We start from the raw sequence: 21,516 nt of genomic DNA on the forward strand, positions 1-21,516 counted from the left end.
GCCGCTGGGCCGGAGTAATCCCCTGATCGGGAATTATTGCTCGGCTCCAGCAGGATCGAAGCCCAGCGACGCCAGAATAAGCCTGTCCTCCCAGACATCATGCATCAACGCGGGGAGAGAACCCAGCGTGGCAAGGGCAGGATCACGTAGCATGATCCCGTCAAGGCGTGTCTCTTCGAGGCGCACCCAGCACCAGATATCGCCATGAGGGCCCTCGACAGCACCAATACCCTCCCCGGACCCGGATGTGTCCGCTGCCGGTGACGGCAAAGGCACGCCGAAATCTGCGGCAATACGGTCGATGCGTCTGAGCGAGTCACGTATCTCATCAAGGCGCAGGCATTGTCTGGCCCAGCCATCGCCACCAAGGCGCGAGCCTGCCCTACCGGGAACGTGACGCATGTCGTCTTCAAGCTGGCGCAGATCGAATGAGCGTCCGGAAGCCCGACCGACCAGGCCACCGAGGCAAAGGGCCTGGGCACGGGCGGGGGTGATCGTGCCAAGTCCTTCCAGGGTTTCGGCCATCTGGGTATGCAGCCCCTCGATAACGGGCAGGCGCGGCATGAGAGCATCATGAAGGGCATGGGCGAGAGCGCAGATATCGACGCCTGCAGTGATTCCCTGCGGGGTGATCATATCAGTCAGGCGGCGGCTGGCCCCGTGATGGGTGCACAGACCAGCGCAAAGATCTTCAGCCAGAGTGGTATGGGTGGCCAAAAGGTTAAATCCCATCAAACCTGCCATCTGGGCCATGTCCCGGCAATGAACCATGACGCGTTCGATCTCCAGCAGAATTGTGCGGGCATCGCGTACATCGTCATCGGGGGCAATACCAAGGGCGCACTCGATGGCGCGTGAATACGCCAGCGGGGCGGCTACGAACGCCGATGCATTGCTGCGCCCGATCAGGCGAAGCGCGTCTTCGGGTTTGTGCCCCTTGAGGTGATGTATGAGGCCGGTATGTGCAGCGCCAGGCATGATCTTGCCACGCCCCCACATGAACGGCGCCATATCGCCATGCAGGCTCTGCATGAACACAGATGGGGAGGGGGGGTGGTCCGTCGGGACCGAGGCGGGAACGGACCGGGCAGATAGCGGTGCGATGCTGGACCAGCCACCCCGGTCAAGGGCTGGCTCGGTGTCAGTCGCGCCCAGTGGCAGGCAGCCCCACAAATCCTGCGCAATGCGCTCGGGCCAGGAGGCACAGGGCATAGCCGCTGACAGGGCAAAATAACGCCCATCAATCAGGGCCGTACTGACCATGATCGGTGTTTCCTGGTCGAGAAACAAGGCATAGGCACGCTTATCGTCACACCAATGGGCAATGAACCAGCCCGGTGATGCAGTGATCATATTGCGCCATTGCCCTTCATCAAGGCTGTAGTGGTGCGGGGTCAGGCGTTCTCCGGCCCTGATGTGGGCGATCATGCTCATGGTGCGCTCCACGATGGAACCCAGACGGCGCTGGCCTGTGGGACGAGACCCGATACAAGAGGGGCGGCCATCCCCAGAATGAGGAGTGCGAGAATGAGCGCGCGGTCCCGCCAATGGACAGGTAATTGATAGTCCAAGGTGGCGCGGCTCGCCGTCAGCCCCAATGCTGGGAGGACGAGAAGAATTGGCAGGAGACCGGAAGTCTCCAGACTTGACAGCATGATGCAGCCCGCCGTGAAGCCCGGCCACGGAGGTAGGCCGCTCATGATCCAGCGTCGCATGGTGTCCGGAACACCGGAAACGGCCGCGAGTGTCATGCCAGAACTGAGGAAGAGCAGAGAGGGAACAGGTCCGCTGGGCAGCACAGCCGCAATTGTGGCAAGGGCTACCAGAAATCTGGGGCCGTCCTGACGCGCCAGAACACAAAGCCACAAACCAGCGAGCCCCGCGAGAAGGAGCACCATGTGCGTGACGTCTCGGCTGGGCAGACGCAGCATGAGTGCTACGGCGCTCAGACACAAAAGCATGTCGGGCAGGGCTGTCGCCCGTTCGGAACGCTGCATCGCACCATCAGGGCCAACGTCGGAACTGATGCCCTGTGTGGGTACGGTTGTACCGAGCCCTGCCAGCAGGCAGAGGCCGACAGCCAGAAACAGATCACCCAACCGGACGATGGCCAGGTCGGGGTTCATGGTTGTCAGGCTGGTTCCAAGCAAGGCAAGGATCAGTCCGGCAAGGCGCATGCGCATCGATTCCCATGCCTGACGTGCGCGTGTCGTGGCGAGCGTTTCGCGGTACGCGAGAATGAGCGCTGCGCAGGCGGTCAGGCATACGACAACCAGCACATCATGGGCGCAAAGAGCCAAGGTAATGATGCTGCTGCATATAAAGTCGAGACAGAGGGTCAGACGGGTCTGCCCCCTGCCCAGCGCAAGAGAAGGCGCTGCCCCCGCCATGAGACAACCCCACCGGCTCAGCAGGTCCTGAGCCGGGAGGAGCGGTGTCAGGCAAAGGGTGAGCATCAGCCCGGCCAGAGCGAAATGTCGTGCCGAGCGCAAGGCACGTGTCTCAGGCAGAAGTGCCATGAGACTGGCAGCCAGGAGTGGCCATGCAGGTACGAGGAAACGAGCGAGCTGGTGAAGGGCCTCAATCATGGTCAGGGCCGTTGATACGATGCCATGCAAGACGCGGCATAAGCCATCCGCCCAGGGCAAGAAGGCCGGTCCAGACCAAAGCCGTACCGAGAACCAGCGGCCAGCTATGCATGTAACCGCCCAGCAGAAGCAGACCGTTGAGTGTGCATAACAGGGCGACCAGCTGTAACAGGGGTGCCGGCAGGGTCGCACCACAGAGACCCGCCAGAACGATGCCGATGCATACCAGTGCCGGTATGCCGGGGGTTGCAACAAGTGCCGTCAACAGCACAAGAAAAATGGCCGCACAAGCGGCAAGTCCGGCGGCTTGCTGGGCAGAGCGCCGCTCATGCGGTTCTCCTGAGCGCCACGCTACATGGCGACGGAGTACAATCAGTCCCGCACCATTGAGGACGGGCAGAAAGAGAAGAGCGGCCAAAGCCGGCGCACCGTGACCAATGCCCGAGACACAGGCCGCCGCGCAGGTGCCGTGAACGGGCAGGATGCGTGCATCGCGCCCAATCGCCGCGAGGGCGATGAGCAGGGTCAGTCCAAGAAGAACGATCATGAGGTCAGCCTTCCCGCAACAACCAGCAGGATGGCAGCACCGCTCAGGACAAGAGCTAGCCGCGCCGAGGGCAGAGGCCGTATGACCCGCCACGCCGTCGCAAAAATCACCAGGAACCCGAGTTTGGCTGGCGCCGCCAGGCACCATAGCAGGGCTAAATGTCCAGCCGATGTGGCCGCTATGGCAATCGAATCCGGCCAGATCAGATCGGCCACAAGGAGATACCAGCACAGCGCCGTCAGATCGTGCTGATACCTCAACAGGCTGCGTTGGCGTCCCTCGGCGCCTGCAATCAGCTGCTCATGCCATGACTGCGACAGGAATCGACGGTTGAGGATCAGCAGTAATGCAACCGCAATGAAGACAAGTCCCCCCAGAAGGGCGGGTGAAGGCTGCAGAAGGCGCTGCTGCAACAAGCCGACGAGTGTCGCCGAGCCTGGTAATCCAACAGTGATCAGCGTTCCCGTCAGGGCGAGCAGAGGCACCAGAAACAGAAGATCGTGCCCCAATGCACCCAACGAGTTCAGCAGGCGAAGCCTTGTCATCCGTGTCGGCGTGTCGGTGATAGCCTGACCCCATACTGGCGCACAGGAAAGGATCAGCAGAACACCGCAGGCGAGAGGTTCCGAGAGAAAATGAAACGGTATCAGGGTCGTTGCGTACGGGATACTCAGCCCGGCAATCACCGTGGCGCATAAACCCAGCCAGCTCAGGGGCGATATTATCGTATGCTGTTGCCATCCGGCGCGCAGTTGACGCCACCGCCAACCGGGCGAAGGACCGTGACGTCCCGCCATCATCCTTTCCACGATGCACTCCAGATCGGTAAGGCATGGTGCCAGTAGGAACATGGTCAGAGCCTGCCCCAGCAAGGCGCATAGCGGCAGGGCTATAGCGGCAATCATGCTGTCCATCCCATCCAGGACAACGCAAGGGCGATGAGCAGCAACCAGAGCACGAGCGCGTGACGCGCAAGGAACATGTCAGGCCGGAGCGGGAACAGACCGGCAGGGCGGGACATGACATCATCACTACGCATCTGGCGCAGCAGGACCTGCCGGATCAGGACAACGCGACGTCGTCCGGTGGCGAGCAGACGACGTGTCACCCAGGGAAGACCGAGTTTGAGCGTAGCGGTCGGCCAAGGCGGTAACGGTGCGGATATGGCCGGAATGTGCGTTATGAAAGCCGGAGCAATGAGGGCGGGCACGAGAAAGACCAGCGCTGGATACCAGAACGCACCATCTCCTCCTGCAATCGACCAGATCGGCCAAGCGCGCCAGATATCCGAAGGTACACCTGCAATGAACAGGGCCGCATCATGTATCGGCCCGACCAGAAGTCCGGGACAGATTGTCAGGCACAGACCCAAAGTGAGAGACGGTATATCTCGCAGGCCAAACGGCCCGGAAAGTGAGGCGGTACCGCGCACTGTCGGCCCTGCGGTGGAATGGGATGCGCCATATACGGGTTGGAGCATGCGGGAGAGGGCCTGCCAGGAGGCAAGCCATGCCCTGACCATGATCACCCCGATCACAAGACTCAAAATCATGCCCCCGGCAGTCCATGCAGGTGAAAGTCCGGTCAGACCATTCACGACATGCAAACCCAGCCAAAAGGGAAGAAAGCCGGCCAGTGGAGGGACGGGGCTTTGCAGAAGACCCGTCTTTCCCCGCAACCCTTGCAAGGCGAGCGCCAGAACGAAGGCTTCACTCCCCGCGAGGGCGCTATCAGCAAGGCCGCCGACGCGCGCGCTCAGCGTCAGACCCAGAAGGAAGAGCGGCCAGAAAGACAATACGCGCTGAAGGGGTAGAAGAAGGGACAGAATGCTGCCAAGCACGACAAGACCGACAGGCCAGAACATGCCACTCTGCCCGAGCAGGGCGGGTACGATCAGGGAATAGGCAAGAACAGGCATGGTGGCGAAGGCCGGCAGGAGAGCCAACGCCGCGAGGGGGAGGAGCCGGGTGGATAGCATGGTGTCAGTGTCAGGCGTAACACCAACGGTGCTTGAAATTACCCCCGAAAGAGCACCCGTGCCGGTATCATGCGTGATGAGCGCGGTTTCTAATCCATGCGAGGGGAAAAAGGCTGCCGCAGCAAGGCAGCATGCGGCAGGCGCCAGGAGGCCCAGCCGCCATCCTCTGTGTCGCTGTTGCCGGACTGGCGTCGTCGACCATTCCTCAGGATGGACCTTAATACTCTTGCGGTCTGCTTGCGGCGCCTTTCCTGCGTGCTCTGCAAAAGGCTGCTGCCAGTTTTCGATGAGGCAGGGCATGAAGCAGGTCAGCGCCATAACCGGCTCATGGCAGAGCAGACCCAGCGTGCCGAATGCCTCGCCGACAGGGCCGCACGCACGTTCGGGAGACAGGTGACTCAATCCCCAGAGCACGATCCAGCAGGCCGTGAGCGGATTGAGAACCAGGGGGCCGAGTGTCACATGACCGCCGCCAATGGCGGCCCAGCAGGCAACCACAATCTGCACTGCCAGCAGTCCCGGACGTACGACCACCAGCCCCGGATGACGCGCGACAGGCATTGCCAGCCTCAGGACAATACAGGCGAGCAGCAGGGCAAGGGCGAAGGTCGCGAGCAGGGGAAATCCTGACAGGAAGGAACGCTATGAGCGATCTTCTTAAACCAGTTTCACGAATCGCCCAATCGTCTCATCGTTCGTTAGCTGACATCAGATTCAGGAAAACCGGTGCGCGAAAGGCCTTATGCGTCCGGATCGTCCTGGTCTCGGTATCCTTGCGCCGAGGCCAGTAATGCCCCTGAAGTCTCGGAAGATTCAGAGACGCGTCAGATCTCCGGCACGTTCGTGGGACAATTCAAGCAGCTCATTGCTCGAATTGCCATGAGCCTCTGGATCATAAAAGACATATTCAAATTCAGGCTCGATCTGTGTGGAGAGCAATCGACATTCCAGCAGTTTGCTGAGGTGATCAGTAAAGCTGCGCAGTTGAACACTGGGTATGTGTGAGACCCAGATACGACGATCCTTGCGGAACTGCTCGACCAGTTCCGGGTGTACGGTCATGAATTTTTCGAATTCGGCAGGGGTCAATTTGTTCTTCCTTCGACTTCATAAGAAATAATGTTAATTTATCGTTTATAAATTAGTAACGCAAAATAAATAATTTCCCAATATCAGGATGTGTCAGGGACTGAACGCTGAATGTGACTGCATTGCCTCATTTGCAATGAGCATGGTGCAGCCTGTATTTTCTGTGGTGCACGTTCGGTGTGAGAACCACTGGATGAGGCAGGCCGACCGAAAGGCAAAACCCTGCTGTGCGAGCTGCGGCGGACCATGTCGGCAATCGTCCGGCGGCGCCAGTAATGAGACGAAACGGTACGCTATCCCGTCTGGCCTCGGCCTCCGGTGGCCCGCAGCCCGAACGCTTCAGCAGACCGAATTTTCATCCGCAGGACCAAGGCCTGTCTTTTGACCTGAAGCCAAGTCGGGCCCATGAACTCCCCTCGGCCATGACCCTCCTTGACGAGCCGCCATACACTCTGGATCACGTTGTCTGCGACCGGGTCTATGCCTCGGCCCGGTTTCGCGAGGCCCGGTTTCGCGAGGCCCGGTTTCGCAAGGCCCTGTGGAACAGAGGCTCACGCCCCGTCATTCCGCCCAGACACAATGAGCGTGGATCGCCTGGTCCAAATGGGCTTGTCGGCAACGACATCTGATCGAAAACCTAAGGGGCACGCCGCAAGAAGTGCAGAGATGTTGCCACGCGATGCGTGAAAACCGTCACGTGTCCATTGCCGCCATCTGCATCGCAATCACGCACATTGGAGCAAGACCTGGGGCCGAGTGAAGCGTCATGGCTATCAGATCATTTCGAGCGGCACCTTGCGCTGGGGCGGTGGAAAATACCCGTCCAGACGTTTCATGTCTTCAACCCGCAGCCTGATAGATAAAGCCGCAATATTGTCTTTCATATGCCGACGTGTTCCGGCCTTGGGGATTGAAAGAATGTTGGATTGTCTCAGTGTCCAGACAAGCGCAATCTGCGCTGGCGTGGCAGGGCCTGCGGTTGTTTCGTGTTCAGCGGCAATCTCTGCGAGGACAGGAGCATGCAGCAAACTTCCTCCCTGCCCGAGCGGAGAATAGGCAATCGTGACGACGTTACTGGATCGATCGCGATCGATCAGGTCATAATCGACGCCGCGTGCCTCCAGATTATAGAGGATCTGATTGGCGGCACATCCCGCTGCTGTCGCTTCGAGCTCCTGCATGTCTTCAGTATCAAAATTTGAAACGCCCCAGCGTCGTATAAGGCCCTTGTCGATGAGCGTCTCAAAAGCCTCGATGGTCTCGCCCAGAGGGACGCCGCCGCGCCAATGCAGAAGATAGAGGTCAAGAAAATCCGTTCCCAGTCGTTTCAATGATGCCTGACAGCTTCTGAGTGTACCCTCGAAACTGGCATTGGAGGGCAGGACCTTGCTGATCAGAAAGACTTCGGATCGCCTGTTGGCAATGGCTTCGCCAACCAGACGTTCCGAGCGTCCGCTGCCGTACATCTCGGCGGTGTCGATCACCCTCAAACCATGGTCGAGGCCCATGTGAAGACTGGCGATCTCTTCGGCTTTGCTTGCTGTCGAATCGCCGATATTCCAGCTACCCATACCGAGAGCCGGGACATCGCAGTCGTTGCTGAAACGGACGGTTTTCATCAAAACTTCCCTTTTGTCTCTTGGAAGCAAGCGTCAGAGTGGCCACAGCGTTCGGGGATAAAACCAGCAGCGTCATCACGAATTGGTGATCTAATGTGAGCCAACACGGCTTTGGCGTTAATCTGTCGGGGGAGACGAGACGTGCCCCGATGCATATCCGCTGCACTCCCGGAGAGGAGGCCAGTCATGGCGTCTTTCGATCGTATCGTCCTTCAGCGCCTTTTGGGCGCGGTACCGACAAGAGGAACGGGCTTGTTCTCGGGAAGGCGTGTGTCAGGCGGGAACCTCATGCCGCGGGTAAAGCCCCGCAGCTCGATGACCTGTATGACCACACCGCAAGGCGAGGGCTGGTCCTGGTCCGAGCGTGTTGCTCCCTTTGGAGTCCGGGAGGTGCGGGTTGTGCATCATGCGCTTGGAACGTCGATATGCGGCGCAGCGGTTGCATGTCCTGCACAAGGGTGGGGTATGGTCGTTGCCGGATGCGCAACCCTCAACATGCGGCGGCATGCCAGGGCCTCGATACATAGCGAGACGCTGCTGGCAGGCGATGTCTGGAGCGTGCCCGCATCGGCTGTTGCCTGGTTTCATTGTGAAGCGGGAGAACAGGCCAGTGTGGTGGCCTTCATGGGTGGACGCGAGCCGGATAAAACATTGTCTGCATTTCCCGAAATCTGCGCCGATGATGTGCCCTCTGGCGTGTCGTTTCATCATCGCCTGCAGGCACAGGAAGCCCAGCACACTGCGTGGGGCAGTCTCCGGGTGGTCGAGGCAGCCGCCTTCAGCGACCCTGATGCGCTATCTGCCGCACTCGTGGAGATCGAACCAGGTTGCCAGACCGACCTGCATTGGCACCTTAACACCTCGGTATGGCAGATCTGTCTTGATGGGGCGGGATGCCTGAACAGTCTGCCAAAGGGGGGTGGACAGCAAAATGCGTCTCTCTGCCCTGGTATGATGGCCTATGTGCCGCGTGGCGAAGGGTATCTTATTCGCAATCATGGCGCGCAGGTGATGAAGGTGCTCGAAATCTTCCGATCGGATCATTATCACGACCTCTCCCTGGCACAATGGCTGGCAGCCTGTTCGGCAGAGGATATTGCAGCCCATCTGTGTGTCGATGTGGCGGTCGTCGCTGATCTTGCAGTCAGGGAGAGCGTCTTTGCAGCTCAGGCGTCAACTCGTTCAGCGGGGTATGGTACGCATTGAGCGGTCCTGTCCCGCGCGATTGCCTGTGCTGCGTTGGTGCGCGGCGACTGGCTTGTTGCCCTGCACGCTCGGGCGGTGTCAGCCACCCCTGTTCAGGCCGTGTTCGCGCACTGCAAGCGTAGGAATGGTTCGGGTGTCTGGCCTGTTTTGTCAGGGAGGACGCCAGACGTTATGGTTGAAACCCCAAGTCCCAGATGCCGGATGACTGTCACTGCGTTCTACCCGATTCATGAAGTGTCAGGGAGAGCGCGTGGCTGGCGATCATGCTGTGGCGGGTGGGTTAATCAGGATGAGAGGTTTACAGGCCGACATCTGCTTCAGGAAAAATACGCGGTGAGACGTTCATGATCAGTCTGTTTGACCTTTTCAAGATCGGTATTGGCCCTTCCTCCTCCCATACGGTTGGCCCGATGCGCGCCGCGCAGCGCTTCATGATGTCTCTCACTGATCATCGGATACCGATCGGGGCCGAGCCATCAGCGTCAACGGACGGTCTGGCAGAGATTGCCCGTTTGCGCGTGACGCTATACGGCTCCCTGGCTTGGACGGCCCAGGGGCATGCCACCGACAAGGCGGTCATTCTGGGACTGTGCGGCGAATTGCCTCATACGGTCGACCCCGATCAGGCGGATGGGATCGTTGAGCGCGTGAGGCGCACAAAGCATGTTGGTCATGATGGCCGGGTGATCCCGTTCGACCCGGATCATGATCTGGTTCTCGACCGCGAAACTGTGCCGCCCGTTCATCCCAATACCTTGCAGTTTGAGGCACTTTCGGCTGAAGGGGAGGTTCTTGATTGCGCCCGTTTCTGTTCGGTCGGTGGCGGTTTTATTGTTTCGGAAAGCGTGACGGAGACAGCAGGCTACGCGCAGCCTGATGTGCCCTATCCCTACACCAGCGGTGCCGGATTGCTTGAGCAGACCCGTACCCATAATCTGAGCATTGCCGCGCTGGTCATGGCCAATGAATGTGCCCTGCGCCCTCGTTCGGAAGTGGAGCACTATCTGGATGAGATCATCGCGGTCATGCTGGCCTGTATCGAACGCGGCATCATGCAGAAAGGAATCTTGCCCGGGCGGCTCAAGGTGCGACGTCGTGCCCATGCCCTGCATGAAAAGCTTTGTGCGCATGAGCGCAGCAATATGCGCTCGGCCCACGCCATCATGGACTGGATCAGCCTGTTTGCCATCGCGGTGAATGAGGAAAATGCTGCCGGAGGGCGCGTCGTCACGGCACCCACCAATGGGGCTGCAGGCATCATTCCTTCGGTCCTGCGCTACTACCGTGACTACTGCGCGCCGCTCGCATCACCCGGAACGACCCAGGCCATGCGGGAATTTCTGCTTACCGCCTCGGCCATTGGCGGGCTGTTCAAACTGAATGCCTCGATTTCCGGCGCAGAGGTCGGCTGTCAGGGTGAAGTGGGCGTTGCGTCATCCATGGCGGCAGCGGGGCTGGCCGCTGCTCTGGGAGGAACCCCCGAGCAGATCGAGGATGCTGCCGAAATCGGGATGGAACATCATCTGGGCATGACATGCGATCCGGTCGCCGGTCTCGTGCAGATCCCCTGTATCGAGCGTAATGCCTTCGGCGCGGTCAAGGCGGTGAACGCCGCCTCACTCGCGCTGAATGGCGATGGGGCTCATCTTGTTTCGCTCGATCAGGTCATTCGCACGATGGCGGAAACCGGTCGTGACATGAGCCACCGTTACAAGGAAACATCGCTTGGCGGCCTTGCGGTGAATCTACCGGAGTGTTGATACGCCCTCACCTGAACGACAAATTGGCCATGAGATTCTGAACCGTCAGCCTGTGTGACCGGGCCGACGGCCAGGATGATCAGCGATAGACGATCCCGCCATCTGTCAGGATCGATTGCCCCGTGATGTAGTCTGAGTCACAACCGGACAGGAAGGAGACGAGAGCCGCCACGTCGTCCGGCGTCTGGGCACGACCCAGCGCGATACCTTCAACGAATTTCTCGTAGGTGCGTCCTCTTTCTGCGCCGGTCAGTTCGGAGAACCGTTCGTCGATTTCGACCCACATATCGGTGCCGACAATGCCGGGGCAGTAGGCGTTTACCGTGATGCCAGCGCTGGCATATTCCTTGGCGGCGGCCTGTGTCAGGCCACGTACGGCAAATTTGGTGGCGGAATACACACCCAGCATCGCAAAGCCGTCATGCCCTGCAATGGACGAGGCATTGATGATCTTGCCCTTGTGGCCTCGTGCCTTGAACTTGGCCGCGGCAGCTTGAATGCCCCAAAGAACGCTCTGGATGTTGACACGCAAAATACGCTCGACTTCCTCGGGCGCGACTTCGGCAATCGGGTTCACCTGCGCGATACCCGCATTGTTGATCATGATGTCAAAACCGCCCAGTTCCGCTTCCGCGTGATCAATGGCGGCATAGACAGCGTCGCGCTGGCTTACATCGGCAGCCGAGACACAGACCTTGCGTCCCATGGCCTCAATTTCGCGTCGAACATCCGAAAGACGATCGGCGTTGATGTCCACAAGGGCGATATCGGCGCCATCGCGTGCCAGCCTGAGTGCTATGCTGCGACCAATTCCCTGAGCGGCACCGGTAACGAGGGCGACTTTCCCGTTCAACGACATGGATGCTTCCCTTATCATCTGGGCCAGCACCAGTGATGTACGCCGGTCACTCAGCCCGTTCCTGCAGCATTAACGAGTGGTGGTAACGACGGATTTCAGGCCTGACCGGCTTGTGACAAGTAAGACGTTTGATGTCCGACCGCCGATGAAGCGTGTCGGAAGCCTTGCGAGAACAACGCGTCCCTCGCGTTATCAGGCGCGGCGGGCTTATCCCGCTTTTTGCCACCCGCGTTCCTGCTGCTGCCAGTATGCCAGATTATGACCGGCCTTCTTGGCAAGGCTCCAGCGTGCCCGAGCCCTCGCAACAGCCTCTGGATCATTGCCATCGAACAGGGTGAAGATACGTTCGAACGTTTCCAGCCCGTCCTCGACACCGCCATCGAGCAGGAAAAGGAAACGCGCGCCGTTGGGAATATCGTCTCCCCTTGTCAGCCAGATGGGCTGACGTGGCCCAAACCCCATGCGCTGGCTGCCGTGGGGCAGCCAGAGGGGTGATTTCGCCTTCCACAGGGCCTCGTCCAGCGCCTTTACCTGTGCCGCGTCGCCACACCGGATCACGGCACGCTGCCCCGCTTCGAGCGTGCGGCCCAATAGCGGCGGCAAGGCGTCTTCCAGCGTCGTGCGCGTCAGATGATAGAAGCCGATATCACTCATGAGGCCTTGTTGTCTGCCTCTTCATGATGACGCACGAGCGTGTCCAGCAGACGCACGCCAAACCCGGTCGCTCCCTTGGGGCATTGCGGTGCCGCGTCGCTGCGCCACGCCACACCAGCAATATCGAGATGCGCCCAGGGTGTGTCACCCACAAAACGCGCCAGGAATTGCGCGGCCGTGATCGAACTGCCAGGGCGGCCCGTGATGTTCTTCATATCGGCGATGTCCGAGCGCAGTTGCCGGTCATAGGCCTTGCCCATCGGCATGCGCCAGACGGCCTCACCCGTGGTCTCACCAGCCTCGAAAAGCGCGTTGGCCAGCGCATCGTCATTGCTGAACAGCCCGGCACGAACATGGCCAAGACTGACGACAATGGCACCGGTTAAAGTGGCCAGATCGACCATCAGGCGCGGCGCAAAACGCGCCTTGGTGTAGGCCAGAACATCGGCGAGAACCAGACGCCCTTCGGCATCGGTATTGAGCACCTCAATGGTCTTGCCAGCATAGCTGCGCACAACATCGCCGGGGCGCTGGGCATTGCCCGAGAGCATGTTCTCGACCAGTCCCACCACGCCGATCACATGGACGCTCGCCTTGCGTCGTGCCACGGCCTCAAGCGCACCGACAACGGCGGCTGCGCCGCCCATATCGGTTTTCATCTCATCCATACCGGCAGCCGGCTTGATGGAGATCCCGCCTGAATCGAACGTCACGCCCTTGCCGATGAAGGCAAGTGGCGCCTCGTCCGAACCCCGATAGCGCATGATGGCCACGCGGGCTTCCTGATCGCTACCCTGCGCCACGCCCAGCAGGGCGCCAAAGCCAAGTTCGCGCAGCTCTGCGGCCTTGAGAATCTCCACCTCGACCCCGAGATCGCGCAATGTCTCGATACGACGGGCAAATTCGGGCGGGTTCAGAACATTGGGCGGCTCACTCACCAGATCACGGGCGCGGAACACGCCTGCGGCCACAGCCTTCAGGCTCTCCCATGTTTCACGCACAGCGTCGATCTCGGCGACACCCAGATGCAGGCGCTGAAGCTGCGGTGCGTTTTCCGCTTCGTCGGTATGATAGAGGTCGAAGCTGTAGCGGCTCAGTGCGGCGCCATAGGCAGCATGGGCGGCGAACGCGGCGCAGCGACCCGCAAAGGCAAGATCGGCATGGGTGGCGTCACGAACGGCACGTGCGGCCTGCCCGCCAGCGGCTTCCATCGTCGGAATGTCCAGCTCGTCCTCGGGACCGCATCCGATCAGAACGATTCGGGCCAGCGCCGCACAGGGGGCAAGCAGAACACAGCTCTGGTCGCGCTGCCCCTTGAAGCGCGAGATGGCAACAGCCCGGCGGAGCGCCCCGCCCGTTGCGGCATCGAGATGCGAGAACGGACCATCAGCGACATCGAATTCGGGGCCAGTCAGCAGGACAAGGGTCTGCTCCGATTCCGGGGCGCCCTTGCCCTGCAGGATTGGAAAAGGGGCCTGGATCTGGATATCGAGCATGATCTTTCCGGTCTGTAGCTGAGAAGGCCCTCACTATCGTCATCGCGACCGGATAAGGCAAGGCGCAGTGCCACTACCCTGCTGTAAACAACGATACGAAATCGTTTATTGAATTCAAACCACTATGAGCGTTGATTGTTGCCCGGAAATATGGCCTAGTTCCGTCTCTTCCATCGCTTCGTGCTCCAAGGCCCGTTCATGTCACTGCTTGCCGACCTCAATTATCTTTACATGCTCTCCGGTCTCGGTGTGGGCTTTCTGGTTGGCATGACCGGTGTGGGCGGTGGCTCCCTCATGACACCGTTGCTGATTCTGCTGTTCAAGGTGCATCCTCAAGCGGCCGTGGGTACAGATCTGCTTTATGCGGCCATCACCAAATCGGTAGGCACATTGGTGCATGGTCATCGGGGCGCGGTGGAATGGCGCGTCGTGTTCCGCATGCTGGCTGGCAGTCTGCCTGCAACGCTGGTCTCACTGCTGTTTCTGCACTGGTATGGCAGCCCGTCTCACGACACGACGCGTCTGGTCTCGACAGCCCTTGGCGTGGCCCTGCTCATTACCGCGCCCAGCGTGTTTTTTCGCAAGGAGCTGCAGGCCTGGTCCCATCGTCATGCGGGCGAGCTCTCCTCCGGCGCGGCGGCGGCGCTTACCGTGGTGCTTGGTGCTGTGCTTGGTGTGATGGTCACCCTGTCTTCTGTTGGCGCAGGGGCGATTGGCATGACTGTGCTGATCCTGCTCTACCCCTCGCTCAGTACGGCGCGCCTTGTGGGGTCGGATATCGCCCATGCCGTACCGCTCACCCTGATTGCGGGCATGGGGCACTGGTATCTGGGGGCGGTCAAGATTCCGATGCTGGTCTCGCTGCTTTGCGGCTCGATCCCGGGCATCGTGCTCGGCAGCCTGTGCGTCGGGCAGGTCAATGAGCGCGTGCAACGCTCCGTTCTGGCAGCTGTGCTCTTTATTGTCGGGTGGCGCCTCGTCTGAGGCCCACCGATCACAACTCGGGTGAGGGCTCGGTATCGTGGCAGGCAATCCACTCGGAATGGCCATCGGCATAGCGCTCGCGTTTCCAGATGGGCACACGGCGCTTGATCTCGTCGATCACGTAGCGGCAGGCGACGAAGGCTGCATCACGATGGGCGGCTGAAACCCCGATCCATACCGCCATATCCCCGAGCCCGAGACTGCCGATACGATGAATGGCCGAGACGGCCACGATATCAAACCGGCTTTCTGCTTCCTGCAGGATGAGCGCCGCCTCCGCCTCTGCGAGGGGGCGATAGGCCTGATAATCGAGGCCCAGCACGGCTTGTCCCTCGCTATGATTGCGCACCCATCCCTCGAAACTGCAGTAACCACCCGCCTCGTTGCGCCTCAAGACGCGGGCGACGCTGTCTGGCTCGATCGGGGTTTCGGTTAAAAGGAACATGGTCAACCTCCCGAAACTGGTGGGATGAACACGATATGGTCGCCATCGACAGGCCTGTGATCCCACGGCGTGAAGGCGGCATTGACGGCCACACGCAGGCGCATCCGGGGGAGGCTGAAGCCATGCCGGGCGGAACATTCGTCATAAAGCGTGGCAAGCGTGGTCGCTTGAGTGGTGACGGTTTCAGTCGGGCAACCGGCCTCATCGCGTAGCTGGGCGAAATATTCGAGCGTCACGCAGGCCGGTCCGGTCAGGGTGGCGGCTTCAGACATGGCCGGACCCGTGGCCGGGTTCGTGGCTGAAATCACGCTTGCCGCCGCTTTTTCCCATCAGGCGCACCTCGTGAATGACCATGTCGTGGCTGAGCGCCTTGCACATGTCATAAAGCGTCAGGGCGGCGACCGTGGCACCCGTGAGTGCTTCCATCTCCACACCGGTCTTGCCTTCGCATTTCACCCGGCAATCGATCACGGCATCATGGCCCTCGATCGTGATGTCCACCTTGCAGCCCGTAAGCGAAAGCGGATGACAGAGCGGAATAAGCTGTGATGTCGCTTTCGTCCCCATGATACCGGCAAGCTGCGCAACGGTAAGTACCGCGCCCTTGCTGGTCATGTAACCGGCATCAGCCAGGGTATTCGCGACTTCCGGGGGAAAGCGCAGACGGGCCTGGGCATGAGCCTCGCGGCGGGTAACCGTCTTGTCGCCGATCTCGACCATACGGGGCCGCTCGCCTTTTTCATCCACATGGGTCAGCGATGTCACATCAGCCTCCGATATAATACATTTCTATTTTCCGGTCGCCCGTCCGCCCCGTCCCGTGTCCGTCTTCCGGGGGCGCTGGCTGCACCGGTGCAGGATGACGCATTTCACTATAACGATCGCTGCGCTCATGCCAGATGCCGCGCAGGGCTGCGCGCAGGGCCTCATCCGACTCATCTGCCAGCGCGGGCCGGAGATCCGTACCTTTTGTGGCGAAGAGGCAGGTGAAGATCTGCCCATCCGATGACAGCCGCGCACGCGAGCAATCGCCACAGAAGGGCGCCGTGACCGAAGAGATGAAACCGATCTCACCTGCGCCATCGGTAAAGCGGTATCGGCGGGCGACCTCCCCCCTGTAGCGGGGGGCGATGGCCTCGACTGGCCAGCGGGTGGCAATACGCTCAAGGACCACCGCCGAGGGAACGACGGCACTCTGCGACCAGTGGTTGCGCGTACCGACATCCATATATTCGATGAAGCGCAGCGTGATGCCGGTATGGCGGAAGCGGGCAACGAGCGGCAGGATCTCGCTTTCATTCACATCGCGCTGTACGACGGTATTGATCTTGATACCGCCGGGAAATCCTCGTTGTGCAGCCTTGTCGATGGCCGCCAGAACGGTCTCGACCACGGCGCGTCCACCGCTCATGCGGCTGAATATTGTCGGGTCAAGACTGTCCAGACTGATGGTCAGGCGCGTCAGCCCGGCGTCGTGCAGCGCGTCGAGATGGCGTTCGAGCAGCACCGCGTTGGTGGTGAGGGCCACATCATCAATACCCTCGATTGCCACGAGCCGTCTGATGAGATGGGAGAGATCGGGCCGTAAAAGCGGTTCGCCACCCGTCAGGCGCAGCTTGCTGACACCAAACCCGGAGGCCACGCGGGCCACGCGCTCGATCGCCTCGAAACTCAGCCGGGCGTCAGGGGCGAGAAAGGCGAAATCGTCATGAAAGACCGATTCCGGCATGCAATAAGGGCAGCGGAAATTGCACCGGTCCATGACCGAGATGCGCAGATCATGCCAGGGGCGTCCGAGCCGGTCGCGTGGTGCGCTGGTCTGTGGCGCCTCACCAGTCATGGAACAGCACGACCGAGCCGGTATCCAATATCGCTTCGCCGGGGGGCAGGCTGATCAGCCCCTGCGTTGCACCCAGTCGGTTGAAATCACCCGAGGTCGGCATGGGGCGCGGTATCGCAATGACCGTACCGGTATCGTCCTGAACGAGCTGTGCGGGAACAAGCCGGGTCATGTTGGCCAGAGGTGCCAGAGAGGCCCCCAGCCGGACAGGGCGAGGGGTTACCGAAAGTCCCTGGGCACGGAGCAGGGCAGGCACGACATGGCGACTGCAACAGGCGAGGGCCGAGACAGGATTGCCCGGCAGAGCAAAGACAGGCTTGCCTGCGGGCGAGATGCCAAACCAGAAGGGTTTGCCGGGGCGCTGGGCCACCTTGTGGAATATATTGCGCACGCCCAGCGCAGCGAGGGCCTGCGGGACGAAATCGAACTGCCCCATCGATACGCCCCCGCTGATGACCAGAACATCCTGTTCCGCGAGAAGCGCGCCAAGCTGATCGGTCAGCGTTGCCAGGTCATCGGGTAACACCGCAAAGCTCTGACGGGTGAAGCCATTGCGGGCAAGCGAGGCGGCTATGGCATATTCATTCGAGCGGCGGATCTGCCAGTCTGCAACAGGCGCATCGGGGGCTACAAGCTCGTCGCCTGTCGAGATGATGGCGACCGAGGGAATCTGCGCGACGAGGGGATGGCTGAGCCCGTTGGCGGCCAGCACGGCCAGATCGGGTGGGGAAAGGCTGATGCCTGCGCGCAGAAGGATGTCACCCGCGGCGCAATCCGCACCCTGACAATGGATATGCTGTCCGGTTTGCGGGTGAGATGAAGCGTGCAGGGTGATCAGGTCGTCCTTCACACTGTAATGCTCACGCGGGATGATCGTGTCAGCGCCGGTCGGCACGACAGATCCTGTCATAACGGCAATGCAGGGCGCGACAAAAGATCCTGCGTCTGCTGGCACAGGCTGAGGGGGCAGGGTGAGGGGAGGATGTCCGGCAGGTTGCGTGGCTGCCAGCCGGAAAATCCGGTCCAGCGCCTGCCAGCGCACCGCGATGCCATCAAGAATAACGCGATCATAGGGCGGGAGCGCACGCTCGGCCTGAACGTCCTGGCGAAGCACGCGCCCGGTGCATTGAGCGAGAGGCACAGCCTCGACAGGAAACGGCACAAGCGTTTCACCAATCAGACGCTCGGCGGTCTCGATATCCAGCAGATCACCCATATACGCCCCCCCCAAGGAACCCTGACAGCCACAATATTTCAGATGCGCCGAGTCCGGCATCAGGCCCTCAGATGGGGCGGAACCGGGCCAAAGGCAAATATATCCCTGCATGTGTTGTGTCTTTTGCGTAACAGAAGCGATGGTGTCGTGCACGACGAGACCTGAGAGGGCAACTTCGCGATGATCTGACGGGTTGTTGGCTTTTGGCCATCGTGATGCGCTGGATGGGCAAGTAATGTCTGATCTCTAGCGCGTAACGAAGGCGTAAGCCGGGGCGTGGCAGGATATCGCAGAGCTGAGGAATTCAGGCATGGCGGCGGTGAAAAAGACCCCGGACATTGTCTGAAACAGATGATTGAAGGCCCCGAAGACCTATGCTAGTCCATGACCGAACCGAACGGTCATTTTCAGTTCAGGCAATGAAATTTCGGGTTTACAGAGCCAAAAACGAGTTGCTGCGCGCAAGGGCGGAGCAACGCCGAGAGGATGCACATGGCGCAGGGCGACGAGCAGGATAATCGCGCATCGCAGGGTGATGACGATAAGAACGGCAAGCAGGACAAGAAGAACGGGGGCAAGAAACGCAGCCCCCTTTTGCGTATCATCCTGATTGCCGTTGTCGTTGTCGTGGTGATCGTCTGGATCGCCTACTGGCTGCTGACACGCAACCAAATCGAGACGGATGATGCCTATACGACAGGACGCAAGGTTTCGATTGCGCCTCATGTGAACGGCTATGTCACCCAGCTTCTGGTGAATGACAACCAGTTCGTCCATGCCGGGCAGCTTCTGGTCAAGATCGATGACCGCGACTACATTGCCTCATTGCACAAGGCTGAAGCCAGCATTGCACAGGCTCAGGCCAATTTTGCCGCTGCCACGCAGATGGTCATGGTCGCCAAGCAGAACTTCCCCGGTCGCCTGATCGCGGCCAAGGGGGCTCTTGCATCGGCGCAGGCCCAGCTTTTCAAGGCCGAGACGGATTATCGTCGCCAGCACAGCGTGTCCCGCGCTGCGACCACCCAGCAGGATATCGACTACTCGAAGGCCGCACTCGACCAGGCTCATGCCGAGGTCATGCGCGCTGAAGGTGAATTGCAGCAGGCGACCCCGGTCAAGCCGAACATCGAAAACCAGGAAGCCACGATGAAGCAGCAGAACGCTGCCCTCAAGGCGGCCGAGGCTGATCTTGTTCAGGCACAGCTGAATTACGGCTGGACCGAAGTGCGCGCACCGCATGATGGCTGGATCTCGCAGCGTAATGTCGAGCAGGGCGATTTCGTCCAGACCGGCCAGAAGCTGTTCTCTGTGGTCGAGCCTGAAGTCTGGGTTGTTGCGAACTACAAGGAAACGCAGATCCAGAAAATGCGTCCCGGCCAGAAGGTCGAGATCGAGGTCGATGCCTATCCCAACCTGACCCTGCACGGCCATGTGGATTCCATCCAGCTCGGCGCGGGTGCCGCGTTCAGCGCCTTCCCGCCCGAAAACGCGACGGGCAACTTTGTGAAGATCGTCCAGCGCGTGCCGGTCAAGATCCTGATCGATAGCGGGCTCGACCCCAATGTGCCCCTGCCGCTTGGCGTCTCTGTCGTGCCGACGGTGACCGTCCAATGAGCGACGCGTCCAGCGAAAACAACCATGCCGACTGGAAGCCCAAAGCCAACCCCTGGTTGATTGCAGTGGTTGTGACGCTGGGCGCCTTCATGGAGGTGCTCGACACCACCATCATCAATGTGGCGCTTCCGCATATTTCGGGCGCGCTCGGCAGTTCCTATGACGATGCTACCTGGGCGCTCACCTCCTATCTGGTGGCAAACGGTATCGTGCTGACGATCTCGGCATGGTTCGGCAAGCTTCTGGGGCGCAAGCGCTACTTCCTGATCTGCATCGCCATGTTCACGGTGTCGTCGTTCCTCTGCGGACTATCGACAAGCCTGCCCATGCTGATCGTTTTCCGCCTGATGCAGGGTTTCTTCGGGGGCGGGCTTCAGCCCAACCAGCAATCCATCATTCTGGATACATTCCCGCCTGAAAAGCGCGGTGCGGCTTTCGGTCTGACCGCCATTGCCACCATCGTAGCCCCCATTCTCGGCCCGCTGCTTGGTGGTTATCTGGTCGATAACTATTCCTGGCGCTGGATTTTCTACGTCAACGTGCCCTTTGGTATCCTAACCCTCATCGGCGTTTCGGCGCTCGTGGAGGACCCGCCATGGGAAAAGCAGAAGCGCGAAAAGGTCGATGTCATTGGCATCTGCCTGATCTCGCTCGGTCTCGGCTGCCTCGAAGTCATGGCCGATCGCGGTGAGGATGATGACTGGTTCGGCTCTAACTTCATCATCATCATGGCGGCGCTCGGCGTGGCCGGGGTGGTGGGTGCTGTGATCTGGCTGCTGCGCGCCAAGAACCCGCTGCTCAATCTTGCCATCTTCAAGGATCGCAATTTTGCTGTTGGGACGTTCCTGATGGCGATGGTGGGTGGTCTGCTTTACGCCTCCGCCATTATCGTGCCCCAGTTTGCCCAGCAGGTCCTTGGCTATACGGCCACGATCTCGGGTGAGGTGCTCGCTCCGGGCGGAGCTGTGATCATCTGTCTTATCCCGATTGTGGGCAAGCTGATGGGCTTCGTTCAGGTGCGCAACCTGATCGCGTTCGGCTTCTTCCTGATGGGGCTGGCCATGTTCTATTCGGCGCAGCTCGTGCCGACCACGAGTTATGCCCATCTGGTGGAATATCGTATCTTCCAGACGTCGGCTCTGGCCTTCCTGTTCGTGCCCATTTCGACCATTGCCTATTCGACCCTGCCCAAGGAGCTGAACTCCGATGCTTCGGCCATGTTCAGCATGTCGCGTAACTATGTGGGCTCTCTGGCAATCTCGCTCGCCACGGCAGCGATTACAGAAACCAAGCAGGTGCGCCAGAGCCTGATGGCGCATTGGTCGTCCGACTATAATGCCAACGGACAGGATTACCTCAACACAGTGCAGAAGGTAGCGACCGATGCCGGTCTGACCCAGTCGGCCGCACATCAATACGCCATACACAGCTACTATCAGAGTTTCCTGCAGCAGGTGTCGATGGTGGCCTACAACCAGACCTTCATGGTGATTGGCATCATGGCGTTCTTTGTCGTGCCCTTCTGCTTCCTGTTGTCCCCGGTGGCCAAGAAAGGCCCGGCCGGAGGTGCCCATTGATGACCCGTTTCACGATTTTCCGGAGCCATGACTTGAAGACTGGC

21 protein-coding genes are annotated in these 21,516 nt (G+C 60.2%); 6 read left to right on the plus strand and 15 right to left on the minus strand.

The window, feature by feature from the left end; translation table 11 throughout:
• Window positions 1-33 precede the first annotated feature (33 nt).
• From ACWNRM_RS05035 to ACWNRM_RS05060, 6 genes are all read right to left on the minus strand, one after another.
• Complete coding sequence (locus ACWNRM_RS05035; RefSeq protein ID WP_485169761.1) at window positions 34-1,434, minus strand: NADH-quinone oxidoreductase subunit D-related protein; 1,401 nt, start codon at window positions 1,432-1,434, stop codon at window positions 34-36.
• Entirely contained in the window at window positions 1,431-2,588 is a 1,158-nt protein-coding gene (locus ACWNRM_RS05040) for a hypothetical protein (protein WP_485169760.1), read from the minus strand. The genes ACWNRM_RS05035 and ACWNRM_RS05040 overlap by 4 nt, the downstream gene beginning before the upstream one ends.
• Window positions 2,581-3,135: a hypothetical protein gene (locus tag ACWNRM_RS05045; protein WP_485169759.1), complete on the minus strand. Its 555-nt coding sequence runs from the start codon at window positions 3,133-3,135 to the stop codon at window positions 2,581-2,583. The genes ACWNRM_RS05040 and ACWNRM_RS05045 overlap by 8 nt, the downstream gene beginning before the upstream one ends.
• Window positions 3,132-4,040 (minus strand): hypothetical protein, encoded by a 909-nt coding sequence (locus ACWNRM_RS05050; RefSeq protein WP_485169758.1) that lies wholly within the window; start codon window positions 4,038-4,040, stop codon window positions 3,132-3,134. The genes ACWNRM_RS05045 and ACWNRM_RS05050 overlap by 4 nt, the downstream gene beginning before the upstream one ends.
• Window positions 4,037-5,674, minus strand: a complete 1,638-nt coding sequence (locus ACWNRM_RS05055) for a hypothetical protein (protein ID WP_485169757.1) — start codon at window positions 5,672-5,674, stop codon at window positions 4,037-4,039. Before ACWNRM_RS05055 ends, ACWNRM_RS05050 begins: the two co-directional genes overlap by 4 nt.
• A gap of 252 nt (window positions 5,675-5,926) precedes the next feature.
• Complete coding sequence (locus tag ACWNRM_RS05060) at window positions 5,927-6,202, minus strand: hypothetical protein (protein WP_485172158.1); 276 nt, start codon at window positions 6,200-6,202, stop codon at window positions 5,927-5,929.
• Between the two features lie 275 nt (window positions 6,203-6,477).
• Here ACWNRM_RS05060 and ACWNRM_RS05065 point away from each other — a divergent pair, with 275 nt between their 5' ends.
• Window positions 6,478-6,831, plus strand: coding sequence for a hypothetical protein (locus ACWNRM_RS05065; RefSeq protein ID WP_485169755.1), 354 nt, complete (start codon window positions 6,478-6,480; stop codon window positions 6,829-6,831).
• A 144-nt stretch (window positions 6,832-6,975) separates the two neighbouring features.
• Here the strand turns inward: ACWNRM_RS05065 and ACWNRM_RS05070 are convergent, their stop codons facing one another.
• Complete coding sequence (locus tag ACWNRM_RS05070) at window positions 6,976-7,821, minus strand: aldo/keto reductase (RefSeq protein ID WP_485169754.1); 846 nt, start codon at window positions 7,819-7,821, stop codon at window positions 6,976-6,978.
• A gap of 186 nt (window positions 7,822-8,007) precedes the next feature.
• Here ACWNRM_RS05070 and ACWNRM_RS05075 point away from each other — a divergent pair, with 186 nt between their 5' ends.
• Window positions 8,008-9,027 carry a cupin domain-containing protein gene (locus ACWNRM_RS05075; protein WP_485169753.1) on the plus strand — a complete coding sequence of 340 codons (1,020 nt, stop codon included), beginning with the start codon at window positions 8,008-8,010 and terminating at the stop codon, window positions 9,025-9,027.
• Window positions 9,028-9,371: 344 nt separating this feature from the next.
• Window positions 9,372-10,787, plus strand: a complete 1,416-nt coding sequence (locus tag ACWNRM_RS05080) for an L-serine ammonia-lyase (protein ID WP_485169752.1) — start codon at window positions 9,372-9,374, stop codon at window positions 10,785-10,787.
• Window positions 10,788-10,866: 79 nt separating this feature from the next.
• On the opposite strand, the gene ACWNRM_RS05085 is transcribed toward ACWNRM_RS05080, so the two are convergent.
• The 3 genes from ACWNRM_RS05085 to ACWNRM_RS05095 form a co-directional block, all read right to left on the minus strand.
• The gene (locus tag ACWNRM_RS05085; protein WP_485169751.1) at window positions 10,867-11,646 is read right to left on the minus strand and encodes an acetoin reductase; all 780 of its coding nucleotides are present in this window, start codon (window positions 11,644-11,646) and stop codon (window positions 10,867-10,869) included.
• Between the two features lie 207 nt (window positions 11,647-11,853).
• Complete coding sequence (locus ACWNRM_RS05090) at window positions 11,854-12,300, minus strand: DNA polymerase III subunit chi (RefSeq protein WP_485169750.1); 447 nt, start codon at window positions 12,298-12,300, stop codon at window positions 11,854-11,856.
• Window positions 12,297-13,796 carry a leucyl aminopeptidase gene (locus ACWNRM_RS05095; protein ID WP_485169749.1) on the minus strand — a complete coding sequence of 500 codons (1,500 nt, stop codon included), beginning with the start codon at window positions 13,794-13,796 and terminating at the stop codon, window positions 12,297-12,299. Before ACWNRM_RS05095 ends, ACWNRM_RS05090 begins: the two co-directional genes overlap by 4 nt.
• A 198-nt stretch (window positions 13,797-13,994) precedes the next feature.
• Between ACWNRM_RS05095 and ACWNRM_RS05100 the strand changes: the two genes are divergently transcribed.
• Window positions 13,995-14,780, plus strand: coding sequence for a sulfite exporter TauE/SafE family protein (locus ACWNRM_RS05100; RefSeq protein ID WP_485169748.1), 786 nt, complete (start codon window positions 13,995-13,997; stop codon window positions 14,778-14,780).
• 10 nt (window positions 14,781-14,790) lie between these two features.
• On the opposite strand, the gene ACWNRM_RS05105 is transcribed toward ACWNRM_RS05100, so the two are convergent.
• The 5 genes from ACWNRM_RS05105 to ACWNRM_RS05125 are packed head-to-tail and all read right to left on the minus strand — an operon-like array spanning window position 14,791 to window position 18,281.
• Entirely contained in the window at window positions 14,791-15,225 is a 435-nt protein-coding gene (locus ACWNRM_RS05105; RefSeq protein ID WP_181950280.1) for a molybdenum cofactor biosynthesis protein MoaE, read from the minus strand.
• A 2-nt stretch (window positions 15,226-15,227) separates the two neighbouring features.
• Window positions 15,228-15,497: a MoaD/ThiS family protein gene (locus ACWNRM_RS05110; protein ID WP_485169747.1), complete on the minus strand. Its 270-nt coding sequence runs from the start codon at window positions 15,495-15,497 to the stop codon at window positions 15,228-15,230.
• Window positions 15,490-15,990 (minus strand): cyclic pyranopterin monophosphate synthase MoaC, encoded by a 501-nt coding sequence (moaC, locus tag ACWNRM_RS05115; RefSeq protein ID WP_122050632.1) that lies wholly within the window; start codon window positions 15,988-15,990, stop codon window positions 15,490-15,492. Before moaC ends, ACWNRM_RS05110 begins: the two co-directional genes overlap by 8 nt.
• Before the next feature lies 1 nt (window position 15,991).
• The gene (moaA, locus tag ACWNRM_RS05120) at window positions 15,992-17,065 is read right to left on the minus strand and encodes a GTP 3',8-cyclase MoaA (protein ID WP_485169746.1); all 1,074 of its coding nucleotides are present in this window, start codon (window positions 17,063-17,065) and stop codon (window positions 15,992-15,994) included.
• Complete coding sequence (locus ACWNRM_RS05125) at window positions 17,055-18,281, minus strand: molybdopterin molybdotransferase MoeA (RefSeq protein WP_485169745.1); 1,227 nt, start codon at window positions 18,279-18,281, stop codon at window positions 17,055-17,057. The genes moaA and ACWNRM_RS05125 overlap by 11 nt, the downstream gene beginning before the upstream one ends.
• Window positions 18,282-18,773: 492 nt before the next feature.
• Here ACWNRM_RS05125 and ACWNRM_RS05130 point away from each other — a divergent pair, with 492 nt between their 5' ends.
• Together ACWNRM_RS05130 and ACWNRM_RS05135 are read left to right on the plus strand one after the other, a co-directional pair.
• Window positions 18,774-19,895, plus strand: a complete 1,122-nt coding sequence (locus tag ACWNRM_RS05130; protein WP_122050635.1) for an HlyD family secretion protein — start codon at window positions 18,774-18,776, stop codon at window positions 19,893-19,895.
• A complete protein-coding gene (locus ACWNRM_RS05135; protein ID WP_485169744.1) occupies window positions 19,892-21,472 on the plus strand; it encodes a DHA2 family efflux MFS transporter permease subunit in 1,581 nt (526 codons plus the stop codon). The genes ACWNRM_RS05130 and ACWNRM_RS05135 overlap by 4 nt, the downstream gene beginning before the upstream one ends.
• The last annotated feature ends 44 nt before the right edge of the window (window positions 21,473-21,516 follow it).

Source organism: Asaia sp. A2 (assembly GCF_057319415.1).